We start from the raw sequence: 22,139 nt of genomic DNA, 5'->3' as shown, positions 1-22,139 counted from the left end.
ATTCCTTCACCATTTCCACGAAACATTCATATAACACTCAACTTTTGTGTAAGCTCCTGGGCGCACTGATCGCACCACTGAGGGGGGACCTCATGCGCATACGCTTCACGCTGGCCGCCACCGCCGCGGCCGGAACGCTCGCCGCCGTCTTCGCCGCCGCCCCGGCCCAGGCCGCCGAGTACTCCTCCGCCCTGAAGATCAAGGGCGTCCAGTACGACGCTCCGGGGCGGGACTCCAACAACTGCACTACGGGCAACAGCAAGAGCGAGTACCTGACGATCAAGAACTACTCGCGCACCGCGAAGGTGAACCTCAAGGGCTACGTCGTCAAGGACGCCACCGGCAACCGGTTCACCTTCCCCGCCAACCACTACCTGGAGCCCGGCGACTACGTGAAGCTGCGCGGCGGCCACGGCACCGACTCGGACGCGAAGAACGTCGTCTACCGCCAGAACTGCAACTTCATCTGGAACAACGACAAGGACACCATCTACCTGTACAAGCCCTCCGGCGCCCACGCGGACACCCACGCCTACACCAAGTCCCACGACGACCGTGACGGCAACGGCTACATCACTTACCACGGCTGACGCAGCGTCATCCAGGGAGAGTGACCGTGCATCCGTACAGGAGTCCGCACCGGCGCATGCGGCTGTGGGCCGCGTGCGTCGCCCTGCTGGCCGCCGGCGCCGCCGGCTGCGGCCAGTCCACGCACGGCAGCGCCACCAAGGCGTCGGCACCGGCACCCCGGCCCACCGTGACCGTCACGGCAACCGCCACGGTGACGGCCACGCCCGAGCCCGGGCCGACGGTCACGAAGACCAGGACCGTCAAGAAACCCGGACCGACCGTCACCGTCACGAGGGCCGCCTCCGGCACCGTGCGCAGTGACGACACCGCGACCGGCACCGGCACCGGCACGTGCTCCATCGTCTCCAACGCGGGCAACTGCTACTCGGCGGGCCAGTTCTGCCGGAACAGCGACCACGGGGCGACGACCACCACGGCCGGCGGTACGCCGATCAGGTGCGCCTACAGCTCCAACGCCTGGCGCTGGACGTATGCCTGAGTCTCGCTGGTAGGAAGGGGCGGTGGCCATGGCCACCGCCCCTTTCCCGTTCACGTTCTTCCGCCGCGTCACCCGCGCACGGCGTTGACCCGCTCGGGCTCTCCGGCCAGCCGGCCCCGGCGTCGCAGTTCCGCCACGTCAGCGGCCAGGCGGTCCCGGATGTCCTTGCCCGTGCGGCGCCATCCGAAGAACTCACCAGCCTGCTTGATGAGTTCCTCCTCGGACATGCCGGGGCATTCGGCGGCCAGTTCGTACAGGGCCAGGTGCCGTTCGGCCGGTGCGACGTGGACGACCTTGCGTGGCGTGGTGCCGTCCTCCGGATGCCGGGCCTTCGGCTCTCCCCTGCCCGCCGCGTCGTAGAACGCGTCGGCCTCGCAGGCCTGCCCGGAGCGGACCAGCAGGCGGGCCACCTCCCGGACGTTGTCCCGGATGCGGGCGCCGGCGCGTCCGACCCCCCAGGCCTCGCGGGCACGCTGGACCAACAGGTCCTCGTGGATCGGTCCTTCGCTCTCGATGACCTGTGCGAGCACCTTGCTGAGCGCGGGCCGGGCCTCCGGGGTGTGCAGTTCGAAGTGAGGCACGACCGTGACATCACTGATCCGGTACAGGGTGCTCCAGTCGCGTTCCGTGCCGGTCTCGACAGGCACCCGCTCGAACTGCACCGCCCCGTGCTCCGGTTCCCGGCCGCTCACCGGGACGGTCGGGACAGGCTCCGCTTCCCGCTCTTCCCCGGAGCGCGAGGGCGGCACCGCCGTCGGCGTGCCGAGCGGGCCGTGTGCGACGGCTTGCTCGACGGCTTCCCGCAGGCGCAGCTCGGCAGCCGCACGCCCTCGGTACCAGTCCGTCCCCCAGATGCGGTGGAGCCGCCAACCGAGTCCGTTCAGGACCTGCTCGCGCAGCCGGTCCCGGTCCCGGGCGGCTTTGGAGGAGTGGTACATGGCACCGTCGCACTCGATGCCGAGGGCGTAGGCGCCCGGCAGCTCCGGGTGGCGTACGCCGAGGTCGATGCGGTAGCCGGCGACGCCCACCTGCGGCTGGACCCGGTAGCCCCAGCCGCGCAGGACCGCGAGCACGGACTCCTCGAAGGGGCTGTCCGGTTCGGCGTCGGGCTGGACGACGTCCCGGGCGAGGACCGCTGGGCCGTTCTCGGCGTATTCGAGATAGCGCTTCAGGTGCTGCACGCTCTCGTTGCCGCTGTCCTGCAGGCTCGTGCCGCGGAAGGAGGCGACCACTTCCATGCGGTAACGGGCTCGCGTGACGGCCACGTTGAGGCGGCGCCAGCCACCGGCCTTGTTGATCGGACCGAAGTTGAGGCCCACCTTGCCGTGTTCATCCGGGCCGTAGCCGACGGACATGATCATCACGTCGCGCTCGTCGCCCTGCACCGACTCCAGGTTCTTGACGAAGAAGCCGTCGAGGCGGTCCTCGGTGAAGCAGTGGTCGAGGTCGGGGCGGGCCAGTCGGGCCTGCTGCACGGCCTGGTCGATGGCCGAGGCCTGCGCCTGGGAGAGGGCGACGACACCGAGGGTCTTCCCGGGGCGGGTGTCGAAGTGGTGCAGGACGCGCCCGGCGACGAACTCCGCCTCCGTACGGTTGTCCCGGCGCCCTCCCCGGTCGTACACGCCGTCGGCCTTGAGGAAGGCGACACCGATGTCGTTGCCCTCGTCGAAGGCCCCGGGGAAGGTGATCATCGAGTTGTCGTAGAACTCGTGGTTGCTGAAGGTGATCAGGTTCTCGTGGCGGCTGCGGTAGTGCCAGCGCAGCGGCAGTTCCCGCATGGCGCCGGCCTTGCAGGCGTGCAGCAGCGACTCGAAGGAGTCCGGGACGTCCTCCGCGTACTCGTCCGAGTCGTCGTCGACGGAGGAGTCGAAGAAGGAGGTCGGCGGCAGCTGCTTGTCGTCACCGGCGACGATCAGCGTACGGCCCCGGTAGATGCAGTTGACCGCGTCGCTGGGCCGGACCTGGGAGGCCTCGTCGAAGACGACCACGTCGAAGTGGAAGTCCGGCGGCAGGAACTGGCTGACGGTCAGCGGGCTCATCATGAAACACGGCTTGACGGCCTGTACGACCTCGCGGGTCCGGCCGAGCAGCTCGCGGACCGGCATGTGCCGGCTCTTCTTCTCCGCCTCCCGGATGATGACCGCGGCGGCCCCGCCGGCGAATCTGCGCGGCCGGCGCTTGTTGCACGCCTCGGTCACCGCACCGGCTGCGGCGGCGATCAGCCGCCGGTCGGACTCCCGGAAGTCGGCCACGCGTGCGTCGAGGTCGTCGGCGCGAGTACTGCGCAGGCGGGGGTCGGTGGCGAGGATGCCGTCCGCCCAGGAGCGCAGCAGCGCCTGTTCGACGACGTCGGGCAGACGCCCCGGTTCGACACCGCGTTCGGCCGAGCCGGCGACGAGACCGTCCGCCCCGTGCAGGGCGAGCACCGCGACGCCGTCTCGGTAGGCGCGCCACACCTCGGGTCCCAGCGGATCGGCGTGCAGCGCGTCTACGACCCGCTCGGCCTGGTCCAGGGGACCCAGCAGCGACGCGGACAGCTGGGTACGGCGGGGGGTGTCGAACAGGTTGAGCAGCCCGGCCACGGAGCGGCTCCAGCGCTCGGCTCGGGCCTCGGCGGCGGAGCACCAGGCGGCGAGAGCCCCTCGGACGCTCTTGGCGAGCAGGCCGGGCAACGGGTCCACGTCGGCGTCGTCCGCAAGGCGGTCGACGAGCAGGTCGCGCCGTGCGGCCGCCAGGCTCGACGTCTCGATGTGGTCGGCCGTCCGCAGCGCTCGTTCCAGGTCCGCGTACGCCTCGGGGGTGCGCGGCGTGTAGCGGCCGAGCAGGGCGGAGTGCCCGTCGGCCAGGCGCGTCACCTCGGCGGCGGCACGCTGCCAGGCCAGCGCCTGCTCCAGTCGGCCCACCAGCGACTTGTCCCAGGCACCGTCGCGGGTGAGCGCGGCCACGGCCTCCCGGTCGGTCTTGTACTGCGCGGAGAAGCGGGCCATCAGTCCGCGGTGCTGCTCAGCGAAGCGCTGCACGATCGCGGGCAGGTCACCGGCGGTCAGGACCTGCTCACCGAAGACGTCTGCTGCGGCCGCACGGGCCGCGGCCTCGGCGTCCAGGGCTGCGCGCAGCTCATCCGCCGCCGCGTGGGCCCGGCGCAGGGCGTCGGTGTCGAACCATCCGCGCGGCGGACGGTGACCGGCCGCCGTCAGGTCGGCCAGAGCGCACAGCGAGAACGCGGCCTCGGGATGGTCCGCCTTCGGCATGCCGAACAGGTCGGCGAGCTGGGCGACCTGGGCGGTGACGTCCTCCGGCAGCGCGCCGTCCTCCGGGTCCGTGGCCCCGTCGGGGAGCCCGGCACGCAGGGAACGGACGAGCTGGTGAACCTCGCGCACCGCACGGGGTTCGTCCTGGGTGGCGGCGAAGGGGCGACGGCCCGCCACCGTCAGCAGTGCGCCGAGCGCGTCGACGGCCTCGGACACCACCTGGTGCGCGGAGGTGCCGACCAGGCCCCGCCACGGGAAGGCGTCGCCCTCGGCCGCAGGGCGCCAGGCACGGCCGACCGCCTGCGCCGCTGCGGCGAGTTCCTGCATGGCGCCGGCGGTCAGGGTGCGGACGACCTTGGCGTTCTCCGCGGCCGGCGACAGCTTCGGGGTGTCGGACTGTTCCAGGAGCACCAAGCGCCCGAGCACGTCGTGCAGGCTGCGCCCGAGGGGTTCGCGGGTCTCGTTCATGGCCGCTGCGTGCGCGGACAGCTCCTCGCGCAGTTTCCGGGCGCGCTCCAGTTCGTGCTCGGCGGCTCCGGTGACGCGAACCTCGGTGGTCAGCATCCGGGCGAGTTCGGTGGCCACGGCCTTCTTGCTCGTGTCACCGCTGTGCAGGGCCATGACGAAGTCACCGAGCCCGACCCCTCGCAACCGGTTGCGTACGACGTCGAGTGCCGCGGCCTTCTCACTGACGAAGAGCACACTGCGGCCGGCGTGCATGAGCGCGGCGATCATGTTGGTGATGGTCTGGCTCTTGCCGGTGCCGGGCGGGCCGCTCATCACGAAGGAGCGGTTGTCGAGGGCAGCGGCGACGCACTGCCGCTGCGAGGCGTCCGCGTCGAGGACCAGGGGTGTCCGCTCGGGCAGCTGGACGTCGTCGATGTGGTCCAGGTCCGGGGGCTCGAAGGCGATCAGGTCGTCGGGCAGGCCCGCGTCGGGCCCGAGGGCGACGGCACGAACCAGCGGGTGCGCGAGGATCTGCTCCTCGTTGTTCTGGAGGTCCTGGTACATCGCCTCGCGGTGCGAGGCGAACAGGCCGAGCACCACGCGCTCCGCCACCGACCAGCCCTCGAGGCCGGCCGCCACCGCGCGGGCCGCGGACAGCACTCCCGCCAGATCGACGACATCGGTCCCGGTGACGCGCGTCCAGTCGACCCCGATCCTCTCGAGTTTCACCGCGAGGGCCGGATTGTGCACCGTCTCCTGGTCTGCGGCCGGCCTGAGCCGGTAGCGGCGGTTGCCGTCCCGGACCAGTTCGACCGGAACCAGGAGCAGCGGCGCGACACTGCTCTCGTGGGCGTCGGCCTCCCGCCAGTCGAGCATGCCGACCCCGAGCCAGAGCACCCACAGACCGTAGTCGTTGTACATCTGGCCGGACTTCTGGCGCAGTTGGTAGAGCGACGCGTCCAGCGCGGCCTGGGTGTTCTTCTGGGTGACGAGTCCGGCGCGGGGCTGCCGGCCGGTCGCGTCCTGTACGTCACCCGCCTTCTCCAGGCCTACACCCCCGGTCTTGTCCGGAATGGGCGCGAACTCCCAGCCCCGCGCGAGGTCCGCCAGCAGGACCTCGGCGCCAGGGGAAGCGATCTCGAGGGTCGAGGTTCTGCTGTGGCGGAAGTTCAGCAGCCGGTTGCGCCCGCCCATGTCCAGTAGGGAGTTCCGCCAACTGTCGAGAACGACCTTCAGCTTGGACTGGGGTTGGTGGGCCATGTGGTGGATACCTCCCGAGCGAAACGCACAGGGGTAGCCACCCTCACAGGCCCCCCCGGAGATACCTCCCTATCAGCTCGCACCTCCAGACACGCCGGCGATCGACGACACGGTATGCATTTGTTGTGAGAGGGATGCACAGATGGTGTGCAACTTCTGCGTGGTCACTTGACCGAGCCCGCCATGACCCCCTGCACGAAGTGCCGCTGGAAGGCGAAGAACACCACCACCGGCACGATCAGGGACAGGAACGCACCCGGGGCCAGGACGTCGATGTTGCTGCCGAACTGGCGGATCTGGGACTGGAGTTGCACGGTCAGCGGCTGCGAGGAGCTGTCGGCGAAGAGCAGGGCGACCAGCATGTCGTTCCAGACCCAGAGGAACTGGAAGATGGCGAGCGAGGCGATGGCCGGGCGGCCCACCGGCAGGACCAGCCGGGTGAAGATGCGCCACTCGCTGCCGCCGTCCATCCGCGCCGCCTCCAGCATCTCCTTCGGTATCTCGGCGAAGTAGTTGCGGAGCAGGAACACCGCGAACGGCAGTCCGTAGGCCACGTGGAAGAGGACGACGCCGGGGATGGTGCCGAACAGGCCCAGCTGCCCGAAGAGTTTGGCCACCGGCAGCAGACCGATCTGCACCGGCACCACCAACAGGGCCACCACCAGCAGGAAGAGGGGCTCCCGGAACGGGAAGTCCAGCCAGGCGAAGGCGTATCCGGCGAGCGCCGCGATGACGACGACCAGGGTGGTCGCCGGCACCGAGATCAGCACGGTGTTCCAGAAGGCCTGAGTGATGCCGGCGTTCTTCAGCAGTGCCGAGTAGTTGTCGAAGGACAGCTGCCCGGGACCGGACAGGGCCGTCCACCAGCCGCCCTTGGCGGTGTCCTGGGTCGACCGAAGCGAGGACAGGAACAGGCCCGCCAGCGGGGTGAGCCAGACCAGGCCGATCACCACGAGGAACGCCTGGACCAGACCGTTGCCCAGGCCGCGCCTGACCGCGTTCATCGCTGACTCCTTCGGAAACGGCGGACGTTGAAGACCATCGCGGGGATCACCAGCAGCAGGAGCAGCACACCGAGCGCGCTGCCGAGGCCCTGGTTGTTGCCGCCGCCGAAGGACACGAGCCACATCTGCGTCGCGAGGACGGTGGCGTCCTCCTGCACCGGTCCCGGCGCGATGATGTAGACGAGGTCGAAGACCTTCATCACGTTGATCACGAGGGTCACGAACACCACGGTCAGCACGGGCGCGAGCAGCGGGACCGTGATCCTGCGGAAGATCTGCCACTCGTTCGCGCCGTCCATCCGCGCGGCCTCCAGCGCGTCCCGCGGGAGGCTCGCGAGCCCCGCCCCGATCAGCACCATCGCGAATCCCGTCCAGATCCACAGGTAGGCGCCGATGATCGCCGGGGTGACGAGCGCCGGGCCTAGCCAGGAGACGCCCTGGTAGGGCGGCGCGAAGTTCGACGCGGGCAGCTTCACCGTGTACGAGCCGTCCTGGAGCCCGGAGAAGCGGAAGGAGCCGTCGGACGCGGTCGTCGCGTCGGCGACCGTCTTCCCGTCGCGCACTACCTGGACCTTCATGCCGGGCAGGCCGCTCTCCTTCGGGTCGACCCTGCCCTGCTTGCCTCCCCCACCGGGCGTGAAGTCCAGGTAGACCACGCCGCGCAGTTCACCGGCGGCGGCCTTGCGATGTGCGGCCGGGTAGGCGGCCGAGGTGCCCTTCGGCAGGTCCTTGGGCAGCACGCCCACCAGACCGAGGGCCACCGAGCGGCCCGGGGAGAGAGCGGCGCCGGTCAGATAGGAGCCGTCCCGGCCCGGGGTGAGCCCCTGCCCGTCCCGCGCCCGTGCCGACGGATACGACGAGGTTCCGGCGAACGCGTCGTGCACGGAGACCACGGCCGCGTTGAGGACACCCTTGTCGGGATCCTCGTCGTAGGCGAGCCGGAAGATGATCCCGGCGGCGAGGAAGGACACCGCCATCGGCATGAACAGCAGCAGCTTGAAGGCGGTGGCCCAGCGGACCTTCTCCACCAGGACGGCCAGGATCAGGCCGAGTCCGGTGAGCAGGGCCGGGGCCACGACCACCCAGATCGTGGTGTTGCGGATGGCCTTCAGGGTCGCCGGGTCGCGGAACATCTCGGCGTAGTTGTCGCCGCCCACGAACCGGGTGCCGGAGGCGTCGAAGAAGCTGCGGCCGACGGAGAACAGCACCGGGTAGACGACGAGCGCGCCGAGCAGGAGCAGGGCGGGGAAGACGAAGAGCAGGGCGACGGTCCGGGCGCGCCGCCGGCTGCGGCGCCCCCGCGCCGCGCCGGCGGCCCGCGGGCCCGCCTCCTTGTGTACGAGCGTGGTGGCGGTCATCTTTCCGCTCAGTCCTGGTAGGCCTTGGCCGCCGCGGTCTCCAGCTTCGCCGCGGTGCCCTTCGGGTCGGAGGGGTCGCGCAGGAAGTCCTGGAGGAGCTTCCACTCACCCGTGCCCTTGGTGCCGCCGAAGGCCGCCGGGGCCTGGTCGGACATGTCGAAGCGGACCGAGTCCCCGGCCGAGACGAGGGACTTGGCGGTGGCCCGGGTGACGTCGTCGCCGTAGGACGCGAGGTCGAGCTTCTTGTTCGGGGACAGGAACCCGCCCGCCTTGGCCCAGACGCCCGCAGCCTCCGGGGTCGCCAGGTACTCCAGGAGCTTCATGCCGGCCTTGGCGTTCTTGCCGTCCTTGAGGACGACGGCCGCGTCGCCGCCGCTGACCACCGGTGCGGTGCCGCCGCCGACCGCGGGGAAGGGGAAGAAGTTCGCGTCCTTGCCGATGGCCTTGCCGAACTGGTCGTGGGCGACGCCGGCGACGAAGTCGCCCTCGTAGACCATGCCGGCCTCGGGCTTGGGTCCGAACACCTTCTCCACCGAGCCCGGGAAGTCGGTGTTCAGCGCCTCCTTCTGACCGCCCGCGATCAGCTGCTTGTCCTTGAAGAGCTTGCCGAGGGTGGTGAGCGCCTGGACCACGCTCGGGTCGGTCCACTTGAGCTTGTGGGTGGCGAGGGCGTCGTACTTCTCGGGTCCGGCCTGGGAGAGGTAGATGTTCTCGAACCAGTCGGTGAGCGTCCAGCCGTCCTGCCCGGCGACGGCGAACGCCGCGAGCCCGGAGTCGGAGACGGTGTGCCCGGCCTTGAGCATCTGGTCGTAGGTCTTCGGCGGCTTGACGCCGGCCTGGGCGAGGGCGTCGGGGCTGTACCAGACGGTGGATTTGTGGGCGGCCTTGAAGTACAGGCCGTAGAGGGTGCCGTCGACGCTGCCGTACTTCTTCCAGACGGGCGCGTATCCCGCGTCGACGGACTTCTCGGTGGTGGCGGACAGCGGCTTGAGCCAGCCCTTCTTCGCGAACTGCTGGAGCACGCCGACCTGCGGGACCATCACGACGTCGGGGGCGTTGCCGCCCTCGATCTTGCTGCCGACGACGGTGGAGACGTTGTCACCGGTGGAGACGAACTGGGTCTTGGCGCCGGTCTTCGCGGTGAACGCGTCCAGCACCTTCTGGAAGTTCTTCTGCTCGCTGCCGGTCCAGACGCCGGCCACGGTGACGGTCTGGCCGCTGAGCGCCTTGTCACCACCGCCCGCGCTGACGGGGCCGCCGCCGCAGGCGGTCGTGCCGAGGGCCAGGGCGAGGGCGGTGCAGCTCGTGAGCAGGGTCGTACGTCGACGCATCATCGTTGATGTCCCTTCGAGGAGTGGGAGTTGACCTAAACCGGGCGGATCAGAGGTCGCCCGGCCACCAGGCGGCCGTCGAGCCGGGCAGCACCCCGGCAGGGCAGGGGCCGCTGGACAGCAAGGGGGTGCCGGAGACCGGGGCGGGCGTGGGGGACGTACCGAAGTTGACGGCGCAGACGAGGCCGTCGCCGCGGACGAAGGCCAGGACACCGGGCGGGGTGTCCAGCCAGCGCAGCGTGCCCTCGCCCAGCTGGGGCAGCGAGGAGCGGAGCTGGAGGCCGTCGCGGTACAGGTGCCAGAAGGAGCGGGTGTCGGCGAGGGCGCGGTCGGTGGCGTACTCGGCGAAGTAGTCGGGCTGCGGGAGCCAGGGCTTGGCGCTCTCGACTCCCGAGGTGAAGCCGAACGGGGACGCCTGCCCGGACCACGGGAGGGGCACCCGGCAGCCGTCCCGGACGCGGGCGCGGCTTCCGGTGCGGCGGAATATCGGGTCGGTGAGCACGTCGTCGGGCAGGTCGACGACCTCGGGCAGGCCCAGTTCCTCGCCCTGGTAGATGTACCCGGCGCCGGGCAGCGCCAGCATCAGCAGCGCGGCGGCGCGGGCGCGGGCGGCGCCGAGGCCGCTGCCCTCGGTGGCGGGTTCTCCGTAGCGGGTGACGGTGCGCACCTGGTCGTGGTTGTTGAGGACCCAGGTGACCGTCGAGCCCGTGCCGGCGATGTCCTGCATGGCCTCGGTGATGACCTTGCGGAAGGCGTCGGCCTCCCAGGGGGCGCTGAGCAGGTCGAAGAAGAAGGCCTGGTGGAGTTCGTCGGGGCGGACGTACTGGGCGTGTTCGCGGGCCGTGGGGACCGAGACCTCTCCCACCAGCAGCCGCTCGCTGCCGTCGCGTTCGGTGTACTCCTCGCACACCGAGCGCCAGTGACGCCACACCTCGTGCACCTCGGGCTGGTTCCAGGCGAGCGGGTTGACCGAGTCGCGGGTGCGGGCGTCGGCCTCCGGGTCCTCGGAGTCGGGCAGTTCGGGGTGCTTGTAGAGGCCGGCCGCGACGTCGATGCGGAAGCCGTCCACGCCGCGGTCCAGCCAGAAGCGCAGGACGCGCTCGAACTCGGCGGGGATCGCGGGGTTGCGCCAGTTCCAGTCGGGCTGTTCCGGCGTGAACATGTGCAGGTACCACTGGCCGGGGCGGCCGTCCGCCTCCGTGACCCGGGTCCAGGCCGGGCCGCCGAACATGGCGTGCCAGTTGTTGGGCGGCTCGTCGCCGTCGGGGCCGCGGCCGTCGGCGAAGTGGAAGCGGGCGCGGGCCGGGCTGCCGGGCTCGGCGGTGAGGGCCTCGCGGAACCACGGGTGCTCGCTGGAGCAGTGGTTGGGGACGATGTCCAGCAGGACCCTGATCCCGAGCCGCCGGGCGGACGCCATCAGCAGGTCGAACTCGGCGACGTCGCCGAAGAGCGGGTCGACACCGCAGTAGTCGGCGACGTCGTAGCCGTGGTCGTGCTGGGGCGAGGGGTAGAAGGGGCTCAGCCAGATCCCATCGACGCCGAGCTTCTTCAGGTACGGAAGCCCGGCGCGGACCCCGGCCAGATCGCCGATGCCGTCACCGGTGCTGTCCAGGAAGCTGCGGACGTACACCTGGTAGATCACCGCATCGCGCCACCAGTGGTGCCTGTTCAACCCATTGACCTGTCTCTGTGAAGGGCAGCTGTTATGCATGCATGTTAGGTAGGCATGACGCGAGGGTGTCAATGAAAAGAACGGAAGCTACTGCCGGGTCGGTGCGGCAAATATGGACTTACCGGTGCATCGTGAGCCGAGTTGAGATGTCCGCGTTAACAGGTAACTAGAGAGGCGGCTATCGACTGGCGACGGCGTCGAGTTCCCGCGCCAGTCGCCGCACCGCGGCCGCGGGCGTCTCGTGCCCGGTCAGCGCGTCGTGCACGACCGCCTGCACCACCAGACTCACCTGGTCGTAGTGCGGGCTCTTGGGGCGCGGAGCGGCCTTGAGGACGGCGGCGCGCAGGGTCGGCAGGTAGGGGAACTGCCGCACCAGCGTGGGATCTTCGTAGAGCGCGGCGCGTACGGGCGGCAGCGCGCCCCGGGTGAGCACCTGGCGCTGGACGCTCTCACTGGTGAGGTAGGCGATCAGCCGGGCGGCCGAATCGGGGTGCCGGGCGTGCGTGTTGACGGCCAGGTTGGAGCCGCCCAGGACGCTCGTGCCCGGCCCGTCCGGCCCCGGCAGCTGCACCGCGCCGATCTTCCCGGCGACCTTGGAGCCCCGGGCCGAGGCCACGGCGTAGGCATAGGGCCAGTTGCGCAGGAAGAGCAGCCGGCCGTCCTGGAAGGCCTGCTTGGACTCCTCCTCCTTGTACGTCAGCGCCGCCTTCGGGATCCAGCCCTCGCGCAGGCCCCGGGCGAGGAAGCCGATGCCCTTGCGGGCGGCGTCCGAGTCGACGGTGACGCGGGTGCCCTCGTCGCCGAGGATCGTGCCGCCCGCCGAGTACACGGCCTCGGCCGCGTTGACGGTCAGGCCCTCGTAGGGCAGGAGCTGGCCCGCGTAGCCGTCCAGGCCGTATCTGGGCGCGATGGTCTTCGCGTCGTGCTCCAGCTCGGCCCAGGTGCGCGGCGGCGGCACGCCCTCCTTGGCGAGGACGTCCTTGCGGTACAGCAGCAGCCCGGCGTTGGTGACGTACGGCACGGCGTACAGCCGCCCGTCGTATCCGGCCGTCTTCACGACCGGCTTCAGGAAGCTCCCGAGCGGGAAGCGGTCCGGGGGCAGCGGGCGGATCCAGCCGGCCGCCGCGAACTCCGAGGTCCAGTTGACGTCGATGTTGAGGACGTCGAACCGGCCCCGGTCGCCGCCGCGCAGGTCGGTGGTCATCTGCGCGTGCGTCTCGTCGGCGGAGTCCGGCAGCTCGACGAGGGTGACCTTCTCGGCGGGGTGCGTGCGGTTCCAGCCCTGCAGAAGCGGGCCGAGGTAGCCGGTGAGGTCACCGGCGGTGGCCAGCGTGAGCGGTCCGCGCCCGTCGGCGCTCGCCTCGCCGGCACGGGCTCCGGAGGCCATGTACCCGGTCAGGACCACGGCGAGAACGAGGAGCCCCCTACCGGCGGCGCGCATCCACCGCATAGGTTCCTCCCTGAACACGTACACCCGGCTCCGGGCACCCTCGCCCGGGAGTCAGAGGCCATGTATACCTGTTAGGTATGGGCGATACTAGGGCCTGGAGCACATTACGCAGACTAGGAGGAGAGCACGAGTGCGCCTGCCCCTCCTGGCACTCCTCGCGCGTGGCCCTGCCCACGGTTACGAGCTGAAACAGGACCTTGAGCAACTGCTGGGCTCCGCGTACCCTCAGCCGAACGTCGGCCAGATCTACGTGACCCTCGGCCGCCTCGAGAAGTCGGGACTGATCGAGGGCGAGGACGTCGAGCAGTCCAGCCGGCCCAACAAGAAGGTCTACCACCTCACCGACGCCGGGCGGGAAGCGCTGCACGCCTGGTTCGAGGAGACCGAGGACGAGCCGCGGGTACGGGACGAGTTCTTCATGAAGCTCGCGCTCGCCCCGCAGGCCGGTCTCGACGACCAGATCGCCCTCATCAACCGACAGCGGCGCCAGTACCTCAACACCATGCGCAATCTGTCGAAGCTGGCCGCGGCCGAGCACCGGGACAACCGAATCGCCCATCTGCTGATCGAGGGCGCGATGCTGCACCTGCAGGCCGACCTCGACTGGCTGGAGCGGTGCCAGGAGGAACTGGAGGAGCTGGAGTGAGTGACGGCCTCCCTCCCGTGCTGCGCGCCGAGGGGCTGCTGAAGACCCACCACGGCGAGGGCGCGCCCGCGCGTGCCGTGCGCGGGGTCGACCTGAGCGTGGCGCGCGGCGAGTTCGTGGCGATCACCGGACCCTCCGGCGCCGGCAAATCCACGCTGCTGCACCTGCTCGGCGGCCTGCAGCGGCCGGACGAGGGCAGCATCTGGCTCGACGGCCGGTGCACGGACGCCTTCGGCGAGGCGCGCTGGGCGGTGGAGCGCAGGAAGGCCATCGGGATCGTCTTCCAGTTCTTCAACCTGGTGTCGAACCTGTCGGTCGCCGACAACGTCGAGCTGCCCGCCCTGCTCGCGGGCGTCCCGCCGAAGCGGGCCCGGGCCGAGCGCGAGGAGCTGCTCGCCGAGCTGGGCCTGGAGGGCAAGGAGCGCAGCATGCCCGGCGAGCTGTCGGGCGGCGAGCAGCAGCGGGTCGCGCTGGCCCGCGCCCTGGTCAACCATCCGCCGCTGCTGCTGGCGGACGAGCCCGCGGGCAGCCTGGACAGCAAGGGCACCCGCGAGGTGATGCGGCTGCTGTCCCGCTTCCACGGGCGCGGCCAGACCATCGTGCTGGTCACCCACGACGCCCGGCTGGCCAGCGCCGCCGACCGGGTGATCAGTTTCTTCGACGGCCGCATAGCCGACGACGCCGCCCTGGACGGCACACCGTCCCGCAGGAGCGGCGCCTCCGGCGTGCTGGAGCTGAGGGACTGATCCGGGTGTACGACCGTCCGTCGGCCGGGGGCTGAGCCCGTGCGAGCCACCCTGCGCTGGGCCCACTCCGATCTGCGCACGCACCGCGGCGAGGCGCTGTTCATCGCGCTCGCCACCGCCGGCATCGTCGTCTCGCTGCTGCTGGCCGCCGCCCTCTTCGGCTACGCCACCAACCCCTGGCAGCGGACCTTCACGCAGGCGCGCGGTGCCCATGTGTGGATCCACACGGCCGCGTCCACGGACGCCCGCAAGCTCGCCCGGCTGGACGGCGTGGAGGCCGTCGCCGGGCCGTACCGGACCGAGGCCGCCACCGTCGCCTCCCGCGGCACCCGCGCCTCCGCCGAACTGCGCGCCACCCCGCACCTGCCCTCCGTCGGCCGGCCGCTGCTCACCGCGGGCCGCTGGCTGGACCCGGCGGAGCCGGACGGCGTGGTCCTGGAGAGCCGGCTGGCCCGGGCCCTGCTCGCCGAGCCCGGCGACACCCTCACACTGCCCGGCACCGCCCGCACCCTGACCGTGGAGGGCATCGCCGACAGCGCGGAGCCCGGCTACAGCCCGGGCGCACAGCCGGGGCTCGTCTGGGCGCTGCCGTCCGCCGTGCGCGCCCCCGCCGCCCAGGTGACCGGGCTGCGGCTGAAGGACCCGGGCGACACGGACTACGCGGTGCAGCGGGCCGTGACCGTGCTGGGCGCGGGTGCGGTCGGTGAGGTATCCACCTGGCAGCAGGCGCGGGCCGAGGCGCAGGGCGAGAACCGGCTCCTGGGCCAGGTGCTCGGCCTGTTCGGGCTCGGCGCCCTGGTCGCCGCGGGCCTCGCCGTGCACGGGGCGATCGCCACCCGGATCCGGGGTCATCTGCGGGACATCTCGGTACTGAAGGCGATCGGCTTCACGCCCGGTCAGGTCGTGCGGATCTTCCTGCTCCAGCACCTGGCGTACGCGGCGCTGGGCGCGGTGGCCGCGGCCGCGCTCACCGAGGGTCTGGGCACCCGGATCCCGGGGCGGCTCGGTGACGCGGTGGGCGTGTGGCAGGGGCTGCCCGGACACACCGTCGCGCTGTCCGCCGTGCCCGTCGGGGCGGTGCTGTTCATCGGTCTGACGACGGGACTCGCGGCCTGGCGGGCGGGCCGGGTGCCTCCGGTGCCGGTGCCCCGCCCGTCCGCTCCGGCGGGCGGCCGGCTGACCGGTCTGGCCCGGAGTGCCCTCGGGCTGCGGCTGCCCGCCGCACTGGTCCTCGGCTGCCACAAGGCGTTCGCGGGCCGCGGCCGCTCGCTGGCCGGCGTGGCCCGGCTGACGCTGCCGCTGCTGCTCATGGTGGTGGCGCTCAGCGCGTGGACCACCCTCGACCGGTTCCACAGCGACCCCGCGCGCGTGGGCCTGCCGGCGGCGCTCTCGGTCCGCTCGGACGGCGACCTGGGCGACGCGGACGTACGGGCCCTGCTGGCGGCGGACCCCCGCGTCGGCACCGCCTATCCGGGCGTCGAGGTGGCCGCGCTGGTCCCCGGCCAGACCGGCACGATCGCGCTGCGCGGCCTCGGCACGCGCACCCATCCCTACCCGTACGCGCTCGCCGAGGGCCGGGCCGCGCGCGGACCGGACGAGGCGGTGGCCGGGCAGGGTCTGCTCGACCTGCTGCACGTGCGGGTCGGCGACTGGGTGCGGATGACCGTCGGTGAGCAGCCGCAGATCCTGCACATCGTGGGCCGCAGCATCGAACCGCAGAACGCCGGCCGGGTCGTGACGACCTCCCTGGACACCCTGAGCGAGAACGACCCGCACCTGTCCCGGGCCTTCTACCAGCTCCGCCTCCGCCCGGGTGCCGATCCGCAACGGGTCGCGGCCGCCCTGACCACGGCCGGCCGCGGACATCTCGACGTGCACCCCGTCACCAGCCCGGCCGACGGGCTGTCCCCGCTGCGCGGGGTCATGGCCGGGCTGATCGCCGTGCTCGCGCTCATCGGGCTCGTCGAGCTGCTCACCGCGATCGGCGGGAACGTCCGGGAGGGCGAGCGGGACGTGCTGGCGCTCAGGGCGATCGGCATGTCCCCGCGGCAGATCACCGCGATCACCGTCACGGCGACGACCTGTACGGCCCTGGCGGCGGCGCTCGCCGGCACGGCCCTCGGGCTGCCGCTGGCGCACCGGCTGATCGACGCCCAGGGCAGCTCGAGCGGCATCGGCGCCGGCATCGCCCAGTCGCCGTCGCCCGGCCTGCTGTTCCTGCTGGGCGCGGGGGCCGTGCTGGGCGCGGCGGCGCTGGCCGCGCTGCCCGCCGCCCGGGCGGCGCGCCGACGGCTGGCGGACACGCTGAGCGCGGTGGCCTGAGCACCGCGCGGCGGCTGCCGGCGGCTCAGAACTCCACGCCCTGCCATTCCTCGGGCCGCTCCCCGATCTTGGTGAGCAGGAGGCCGAAGATCTCGGCGTCGAAGAGCACGCCGTCGCGCTCCGCCGGGATGCGCACGCCGTTGATCTCGGCGGTGGGGGTGCCCGGTCCGTGGGGGATTCCCGGCCGCGCCCGCGCGTTCGTACTCCTTCTCGGAGGCGGTCACGAACGAGCGGTACTTCTTGGTTCTGACGGCCGAGTCGAAGGCCTGTCCCCGCAGACCGTGGATCCGCCCTGCCGGCTCGAGCAGGCAGACGTCGGTGAATCCGTCGACGCTCTCCTCGGGCTGGTTGGCGTACAGCATGTCGTGGTGTCCGCAATGGCCGGCGCGACCGCCGCCGGCGCGTCGCCGCTCCTGTCGTCCGGCTGGTACCGGCTGCCGCAGCCCGTCGCCCCGGACACGGCCACCGCGGCGAACCCCCACGCCTCATGCGCATGTCCTCGCCTGAGATCAGCGGAACCCCAGGGGATGCGCAGAGGAAACGCACAGGAACAGTCGCCGCGGCGGCCCGGGGGCGGCTCAGCTCCGGCCGCGCAGCTCCCGGTACTTGGCGACCAGCGCCTTCGTGGAGGCGTCCAGGCCCGGGACCTCCGCGCCCTCGGACAGGGCCGGTTCGACGCGCTTGGCGAGGACCTTGCCCAGTTCCACGCCCCACTGGTCGAAGGAGTCGATGTTCCACACGGCGCCCTGCACGAACACCTTGTGCTCGTAGAGGGCGACCAGCTGGCCCAGCACGGACGGGGTCAGCTCGCGCGCCAGGATCGTGGTCGTAGGCCGGTTGCCCGGGAAGGTCTTGTGCGGGACCAGTTCGTCGGGCACGCCCTCCGCACGGACCTCGTCGGCGGTCTTGCCGAAGGCGAGCGCCTGGGTCTGGGCGAAGAAGTTGGCCATCAACAGGTCGTGCTGGCCCTTGAGCCCAGCGCTCAGCTCGGCGACCGGCTCGGCGAAGCCGATGAAGTCCGCCGGGATGAGCTTGGTGCCCTGGTGGATGAGCTGGTAGTAGGCGTGCTGTCCGTTGGTGCCGGGCGTGCCCCAGACGACCGGGCCGGTCTGCCACTCGACCCGCTTGCCGTCCCGCGCCACGTACTTTCCGTTGGACTCCATGTCCAGCTGCTGGAGATAGGCGGTGAACTTGGAGAGGTAGTGGCTGTACGGCAGCACCGCGTGCGACTGGGCGTCGTGGAAGTTGTCGTACCAGATGCCCAACAGGCCCAGCAGAAGGGGGACGTTGGACTCGGCGGGCGCTGTGCGGAAGTGGTCGTCGACCAGGCGGAAGCCGTCCAGCATCTCCCGGAAGCGGTCGGGGCCGATGGCGATCATCAGGGACAGGCCGATCGCGGAGTCGTACGAGTAGCGTCCGCCGACCCAGTCCCAGAACTCGAACATGTTGGCCGTGTCGATGCCGAACCCGGCGACCTTCTCGGAGTTGGTCGACAGGGCCACGAAGTGCTTGGCCACCGCCGACTCGTCACCGAGTCCGTCCACCAGCCACTTGCGGGCCGAGGTGGCGTTGGTGATGGTCTCGATGGTGGTGAAGGTCTTGGAGGCGATGATGAACAGCGTCTCGGCCGGATCCAGGTCGCGGGTGGCCTCGTGCAGGTCGGCCCCGTCCACGTTGGAGACGAAGCGGACGGTGAGGTCGCGGTCGGTGAAGCTGCGCAGCACCTCGTAGGCCATCGCGGGGCCCAGGTCGGAGCCGCCGATGCCGACGTTGACGACGTTCCTGATGCGCCTGCCGGTGTGGCCCTTCCACTCACCCGAACGGACCCGCTCCGCGAAGTCGCTCATCCTGTCCAGCACCGCGTGCACGGCCGGTACGACGTTCTCCCCGTCGACCTCGATCACCGCGTCCCGGGAAGCGCGCAGCGCGGTGTGCAGCACCGCCCGGTTCTCCGTGACGTTGATCTTCTCGCCGCGGAACATGGCGTCCCTGAGGCCGAAGACGTCCGTCGCGGCGGCCAGCTCGCGCAGCAACCGCAGCGTCTCGTCGGTGACCAGGTGCTTCGAGTAGTCGATGTGAAGGTCACCGACCTGCAGGGTGTACCCGGCGCCGCGCTCGGGATCGGCGGCGAACAGGTCCCGCAGATGCGTGTCGGCCAGTTCCTCGCGGTGCTTGGCGAGAGCGGTCCACTCGGGCGTCTGGTTGAGCCTGGTACGGCCGTCTGCGTTCATATCCGACTTCAGCCTTCTTTCGTGCGTCTGTCCTGCTGCGTACCTTGCCCCGCTGCCGATTCCAACCTAATTGATCAGCGCCTGTGACGAGCGGTCGTGACGTCGTCCATGCGGGCAACAAGAGGTACGTCCGGCTGACGCACCGGTATCAGCGCGGTGACGGGCAGGCCGAAGAGGGCGGCGGCCCCCACGGAGGCCGGACGCGGGCGCGGCAGACGGCGCCGGCCCGGTACCCGTGGGCACCCGGCCGGTGAAGTCTCAGATCTCGCCGCGCAGTTTGGCGAGCGCCTCGGCGAGGATCGCCTCGCCGTCCGCGTCGCTGCGCCGCTCCCGTACATACGCGAGGTGCGTCTTGTACGGCTCGGTGCGCGGCGGGTCCGGCGGGTTGTCCCGGTCCTGGCCCGCCGGGAAGCCGCAGCGCGGGCAGTCCCAGGTGTCGGGTACCTGCGCGTCGCTGGCGAAGCTCGGCTGCGTCTCGTGCCCGTTGGAGCACCAGAAGGAGATGCGCAGACGCGGCGCGGACTCGCCGCGCTCGGCCTCGCCCATCGGCCCCGCTCCGACCCGGCTTCCCCGGATCGCGTTGCCACTTGCCACGGTCGTAACTCCCTGCGTGATGGTGCCGCGAAGCGAGTCGGCGTTCCGCTTCGCCGCGAGCGCCTCAGTCTACGTAAGGCCCAACGCGCGTCCAGTGATTGGAGTTACAACCCCCATACCCAGACGCAAGCCCCATGATAGGCCGCGCTCAGGAGCGCGTACCGAACATGGGGCCTTACGTGCGGATTGTGCGTATGTGCGAATCGCCGGTCAGCTGTTCGTCTTCATGAGGATGCCGAGGACGACGATGCACGCGAACCACAGCACACCGATCACGATGGTGATGCGGTCGAGGTTGCGCTCGGCGACCGAGGAGCCGCCGACGGAGGACTGCATACCGCCACCGAACATGTCGGAGAGGCCGCCGCCCTTCCCCTTGTGCATCAGCACCAGCAGCATCAGCAGCAGGCTGAAGACGATCAGGGCGATCGAGAACCCCAAAACCACGGCTGGACCAACTTCCTCGGATTCGGATGGACGACGGGGGCACAGCACCAGGCTGTGCCCCCGCAAGAGTACGACGTATCGCCGCTACCGCCTACTCACGGCCCTGATCACTGATCGCGGAAACGCACGATCTTGACGAACTCGTCGGCGTCCAGCGAGGCACCGCCGACCAGGGCACCGTCGATGTCGGCCTTGGCCATGATCTCGGCGACGTTGCCGGACTTCACGGAGCCGCCGTACTGGATGCGGACCTTGTCGGCCACGTCCTGCGAGTACAGCTCGGCGACCTTGGCGCGGATCGCGGCGCAGACCTCCTGGGCGTCGTCGGCGCCGCAGACCTTGCCGGTGCCGATGGCCCAGACGGGCTCGTACGCGATCACGACGGTCTCGGCCTGCTCGGCCGGGAGGTCCTTCAGACCGCCCTCGACCTGGGTGAGGGTGTGGGTGACGTGGTTGCCCGCCTCGCGGACGTCCAGCTCCTCACCGACGCACAGGATCGGGGTGAGGCCGTGCTTGTAGGCGGCCTTCACCTTGGCGTTCACGAGCTCGTCGGTCTCGTTGTGGTACTGACGGCGCTCGGAGTGGCCGATCACCACGTACGTGCACTTCAGCTTGGCCAGCATCGGGCCGGAGATCTCGCCGGTGTAGGCACCGGAGTCGTGCTGCGAGATGTCCTGGGCGCCGTACTTGATCTTGAGCTTGTCGCCGTCGACCAGGGTCTGCACGGAGCGCAGGTCGGTGAAGGGCGGCAGGACGGCGACCTCGACGGCCTCGTAGTCCTTGTCGGCCAGGGCGAAGGCGAGCTTCTGGACGTGCGCGATGGCCTCGAGGTGGTTGAGGTTCATCTTCCAGTTGCCCGCCATCAGCGGCGTGCGCCCAGAGAAATCGGATACAGCCATCGAGGTCAGTCCTCCAGTGCGGCAAGGCCGGGGAGCGTCTTGCCCTCGAGGTATTCGAGGGAGGCGCCGCCGCCGGTCGAGATGTGGCCGAATGCGTTCTCGTCGAAGCCGAGCGTGCGCACGGCCGCGGCGGAGTCACCGCCACCGACGACGGTGAACCCGTTCGCGTCGACGAGGGCCTGGGCGACCGCCTTGGTGCCCTCGGCGTAGTCGGGGTGCTCGAAGACGCCCATGGGACCGTTCCAGAAGACGGTCGAGGCGTCGGCGAGCTTCGAGGCGTACAGCTCTCGAGTCTTGGGGCCGATGTCCAGCCCCTCCTGGTCGGCGGGGATCTTGTCCGCGTCGACCACGGTGTTCTCGGTCGGCGCCTTGGCCTTCAGGTCCGGGAACTCCCGGGAGACCACGACGTCGACGGGGAGGACCAGCTCCACGCCCTGCTTCTCGGCCCGCTCCAGGTACTCGGTGACGACCGGGACCTGGTCCTCCTGCAGCAGGGAGATGCCGACCTCGTAGCCCTTGGCCTTGAGGAAGGTGTAGGCCATGCCGCCGCCGATGAGCAGCCGGTCGGCCTTGCCGAGCAGCTGGTCGATGACTGCGAGCTTGTCGGAGACCTTGGCGCCGCCGAGCGCGACGACGTAGGGGCGCTTGACGTCGTCGGTGAGCTTCCTCAGGACGCCGACCTCGGCGGCGATGAGGTAGCCGGCGTAGTGCGGCAGGCGGGCCGGGAGGTCGTACACGGACGCGTGCTTGCGGTGGACGGCGCCGAAGCCGTCACCGACGTAGACGTCCGCGAGGGCGGCGAGCCGGTCGGCGAACTCGCCGCGCTCGGTGTCGTCCTTGGACGACTCGCCGGAGTTGAAGCGCAGGTTCTCGATGACCGCGACCTGGCCGGGCTGGAGGCCGTTCACGGCGTCGTGGGCGGCGGGGCCGACGGTGTCCTCGGCGAACGCGACCGGCGCGCCGAGGAGTTCACCGAGCCGCTCGGCGGCGGGCAGGAGCGAGAAGGCGGGGTCCGGGGCGCCCTTGGGGCGGCCCAGGTGCGAGGCGACGACCACCTTGGCGCCCCCGTCGGCGAGCGCCTTGACGGTGGGCAGGACGGCGCGGATGCGGCCGTCGTCGGTGATGACGCCGTCGGCGAGCGGGACGTTGAGGTCGGCACGGACGAAGACCCGCTTGCCGTCCACACCCGCGGAGAGAAGTTCGTCGATGGTCTTCATGAGAGGGGACTCCTGTGGAGGGCTCTTGTTCCTACGAGGCTCGATCTTCGCAGGTCGGCCGGGGCGATCTGCACGCACGTCAGGGCTCGGGGGGGGGGGGGGGGGGTTTTCCGGGCCCTCCGTTTTGCGACCTGGTGTCCCCTCTTGGTGCTTCCCAAGGGTTGTCTACTAAAAAACCCGGGGTTAAAAAAAGAG

At 70.8% G+C, this 22,139-nt stretch carries 16 protein-coding genes; 5 read left to right on the top strand and 11 right to left on the bottom strand.

What is annotated here, in order from left to right:
• Nucleotides 1–92: 92 nt before the first annotated feature.
• Together AC07CM_RS20865 and AC07CM_RS20860 are read left to right on the top strand one after the other, a co-directional pair.
• A complete protein-coding gene (locus tag AC07CM_RS20865; RefSeq protein ID WP_478877898.1) occupies nucleotides 93–590 on the top strand; it encodes a lamin tail domain-containing protein in 498 nt (165 codons plus the stop codon).
• A 56-nt stretch (nucleotides 591–646) separates the two neighbouring features.
• Entirely contained in the window at nucleotides 647–1,069 is a 423-nt protein-coding gene (locus AC07CM_RS20860) for a hypothetical protein (RefSeq protein WP_478878065.1), read from the top strand.
• A gap of 68 nt (nucleotides 1,070–1,137) precedes the next feature.
• Here the strand turns inward: AC07CM_RS20860 and AC07CM_RS20855 are convergent, their stop codons facing one another.
• The 6 genes from AC07CM_RS20855 to AC07CM_RS20830 all read right to left on the bottom strand — a co-directional run bounded on the left by AC07CM_RS20855 (nucleotide 1,138) and on the right by AC07CM_RS20830 (nucleotide 12,842).
• Nucleotides 1,138–6,027, bottom strand: a complete 4,890-nt coding sequence (locus AC07CM_RS20855; RefSeq protein WP_478877897.1) for a DUF3320 domain-containing protein — start codon at nucleotides 6,025–6,027, stop codon at nucleotides 1,138–1,140.
• Between the two features lie 164 nt (nucleotides 6,028–6,191).
• The gene (locus AC07CM_RS20850; RefSeq protein WP_478877896.1) at nucleotides 6,192–7,031 is read right to left on the bottom strand and encodes a carbohydrate ABC transporter permease; all 840 of its coding nucleotides are present in this window, start codon (nucleotides 7,029–7,031) and stop codon (nucleotides 6,192–6,194) included.
• Nucleotides 7,028–8,389 carry an ABC transporter permease gene (locus AC07CM_RS20845; RefSeq protein ID WP_478877895.1) on the bottom strand — a complete coding sequence of 454 codons (1,362 nt, stop codon included), beginning with the start codon at nucleotides 8,387–8,389 and terminating at the stop codon, nucleotides 7,028–7,030. The genes AC07CM_RS20850 and AC07CM_RS20845 overlap by 4 nt, the downstream gene beginning before the upstream one ends.
• A gap of 8 nt (nucleotides 8,390–8,397) precedes the next feature.
• Nucleotides 8,398–9,723, bottom strand: coding sequence for an ABC transporter substrate-binding protein (locus tag AC07CM_RS20840; RefSeq protein ID WP_478877894.1), 1,326 nt, complete (start codon nucleotides 9,721–9,723; stop codon nucleotides 8,398–8,400).
• Between the two features lie 46 nt (nucleotides 9,724–9,769).
• Nucleotides 9,770–11,431, bottom strand: coding sequence for a glycoside hydrolase family 13 protein (locus AC07CM_RS20835; RefSeq protein ID WP_478877893.1), 1,662 nt, complete (start codon nucleotides 11,429–11,431; stop codon nucleotides 9,770–9,772).
• Between the two features lie 139 nt (nucleotides 11,432–11,570).
• On the bottom strand, nucleotides 11,571–12,842 hold the full coding sequence (locus AC07CM_RS20830; RefSeq protein WP_478877892.1) for an ABC transporter substrate-binding protein: 1,272 nt from the start codon (nucleotides 12,840–12,842) through the stop codon (nucleotides 11,571–11,573).
• 130 nt (nucleotides 12,843–12,972) lie between these two features.
• Here AC07CM_RS20830 and AC07CM_RS20825 point away from each other — a divergent pair, with 130 nt between their 5' ends.
• From AC07CM_RS20825 to AC07CM_RS20815, 3 genes are read left to right on the top strand one after another with little or no spacing between them, the layout of a single operon-like run.
• The gene (locus AC07CM_RS20825) at nucleotides 12,973–13,488 is read left to right on the top strand and encodes a PadR family transcriptional regulator (RefSeq protein WP_478877891.1); all 516 of its coding nucleotides are present in this window, start codon (nucleotides 12,973–12,975) and stop codon (nucleotides 13,486–13,488) included.
• Entirely contained in the window at nucleotides 13,485–14,234 is a 750-nt protein-coding gene (locus AC07CM_RS20820) for an ABC transporter ATP-binding protein (RefSeq protein WP_478877890.1), read from the top strand. Before AC07CM_RS20825 ends, AC07CM_RS20820 begins: the two co-directional genes overlap by 4 nt.
• 39 nt (nucleotides 14,235–14,273) lie before the next feature.
• Complete coding sequence (locus tag AC07CM_RS20815) at nucleotides 14,274–16,556, top strand: FtsX-like permease family protein (RefSeq protein ID WP_478877889.1); 2,283 nt, start codon at nucleotides 14,274–14,276, stop codon at nucleotides 16,554–16,556.
• Between the two features lie 578 nt (nucleotides 16,557–17,134).
• Here the strand turns inward: AC07CM_RS20815 and pgi are convergent.
• From pgi to AC07CM_RS20790, 5 genes are all read right to left on the bottom strand, one after another.
• Complete coding sequence (pgi, locus tag AC07CM_RS20810; RefSeq protein ID WP_478877888.1) at nucleotides 17,135–18,787, bottom strand: glucose-6-phosphate isomerase; 1,653 nt, start codon at nucleotides 18,785–18,787, stop codon at nucleotides 17,135–17,137.
• Between the two features lie 258 nt (nucleotides 18,788–19,045).
• Nucleotides 19,046–19,381 carry an RNA polymerase-binding protein RbpA gene (locus AC07CM_RS20805; protein ID WP_003957010.1) on the bottom strand — a complete coding sequence of 112 codons (336 nt, stop codon included), beginning with the start codon at nucleotides 19,379–19,381 and terminating at the stop codon, nucleotides 19,046–19,048.
• A gap of 210 nt (nucleotides 19,382–19,591) precedes the next feature.
• On the bottom strand, nucleotides 19,592–19,822 hold the full coding sequence (gene secG, locus AC07CM_RS20800) for a preprotein translocase subunit SecG (RefSeq protein ID WP_478878064.1): 231 nt from the start codon (nucleotides 19,820–19,822) through the stop codon (nucleotides 19,592–19,594).
• Nucleotides 19,823–19,935: 113 nt separating this feature from the next.
• Nucleotides 19,936–20,691 (bottom strand): triose-phosphate isomerase, encoded by a 756-nt coding sequence (gene tpiA / locus AC07CM_RS20795; RefSeq protein WP_478878063.1) that lies wholly within the window; start codon nucleotides 20,689–20,691, stop codon nucleotides 19,936–19,938.
• A gap of 41 nt (nucleotides 20,692–20,732) precedes the next feature.
• The gene (locus AC07CM_RS20790; RefSeq protein WP_478877887.1) at nucleotides 20,733–21,944 is read right to left on the bottom strand and encodes a phosphoglycerate kinase; all 1,212 of its coding nucleotides are present in this window, start codon (nucleotides 21,942–21,944) and stop codon (nucleotides 20,733–20,735) included.
• Between the last annotated feature and the right edge of the window lie 195 nt (nucleotides 21,945–22,139).

Source organism: Streptomyces sp. NPDC044061, assembly GCF_056434305.1.
This window is presented reverse-complemented; position numbering and strand designations above follow the sequence as displayed.

Excerpts from the sequence above, each read along its gene's own strand:
- AC07CM_RS20790 (WP_478877887.1), bottom strand. The coding sequence starts at position 21,944 with ATGAAGACCATCGACGAACTTCTCTCCGCGGGTGTGGACGGCAAGCGG.
- AC07CM_RS20860 (WP_478878065.1), top strand. The coding sequence starts at position 647 with ATGCGGCTGTGGGCCGCGTGCGTCGCCCTGCTGGCCGCCGGCGCCGCC.
- AC07CM_RS20840 (WP_478877894.1), bottom strand. The coding sequence starts at position 9,723 with ATGATGCGTCGACGTACGACCCTGCTCACGAGCTGCACCGCCCTCGCC.
- pgi (WP_478877888.1), bottom strand. The coding sequence starts at position 18,787 with ATGAACGCAGACGGCCGTACCAGGCTCAACCAGACGCCCGAGTGGACC.
- AC07CM_RS20855 (WP_478877897.1), bottom strand. The coding sequence starts at position 6,027 with ATGGCCCACCAACCCCAGTCCAAGCTGAAGGTCGTTCTCGACAGTTGG.
- AC07CM_RS20845 (WP_478877895.1), bottom strand. The coding sequence starts at position 8,389 with ATGACCGCCACCACGCTCGTACACAAGGAGGCGGGCCCGCGGGCCGCC.
- AC07CM_RS20830 (WP_478877892.1), bottom strand. The coding sequence starts at position 12,842 with ATGCGGTGGATGCGCGCCGCCGGTAGGGGGCTCCTCGTTCTCGCCGTG.
- AC07CM_RS20865 (WP_478877898.1), top strand. The coding sequence starts at position 93 with ATGCGCATACGCTTCACGCTGGCCGCCACCGCCGCGGCCGGAACGCTC.
- AC07CM_RS20835 (WP_478877893.1), bottom strand. The coding sequence starts at position 11,431 with ATGCATAACAGCTGCCCTTCACAGAGACAGGTCAATGGGTTGAACAGG.
- AC07CM_RS20850 (WP_478877896.1), bottom strand. The coding sequence starts at position 7,031 with ATGAACGCGGTCAGGCGCGGCCTGGGCAACGGTCTGGTCCAGGCGTTC.
- tpiA (WP_478878063.1), bottom strand. The coding sequence starts at position 20,691 with ATGGCGGGCAACTGGAAGATGAACCTCAACCACCTCGAGGCCATCGCG.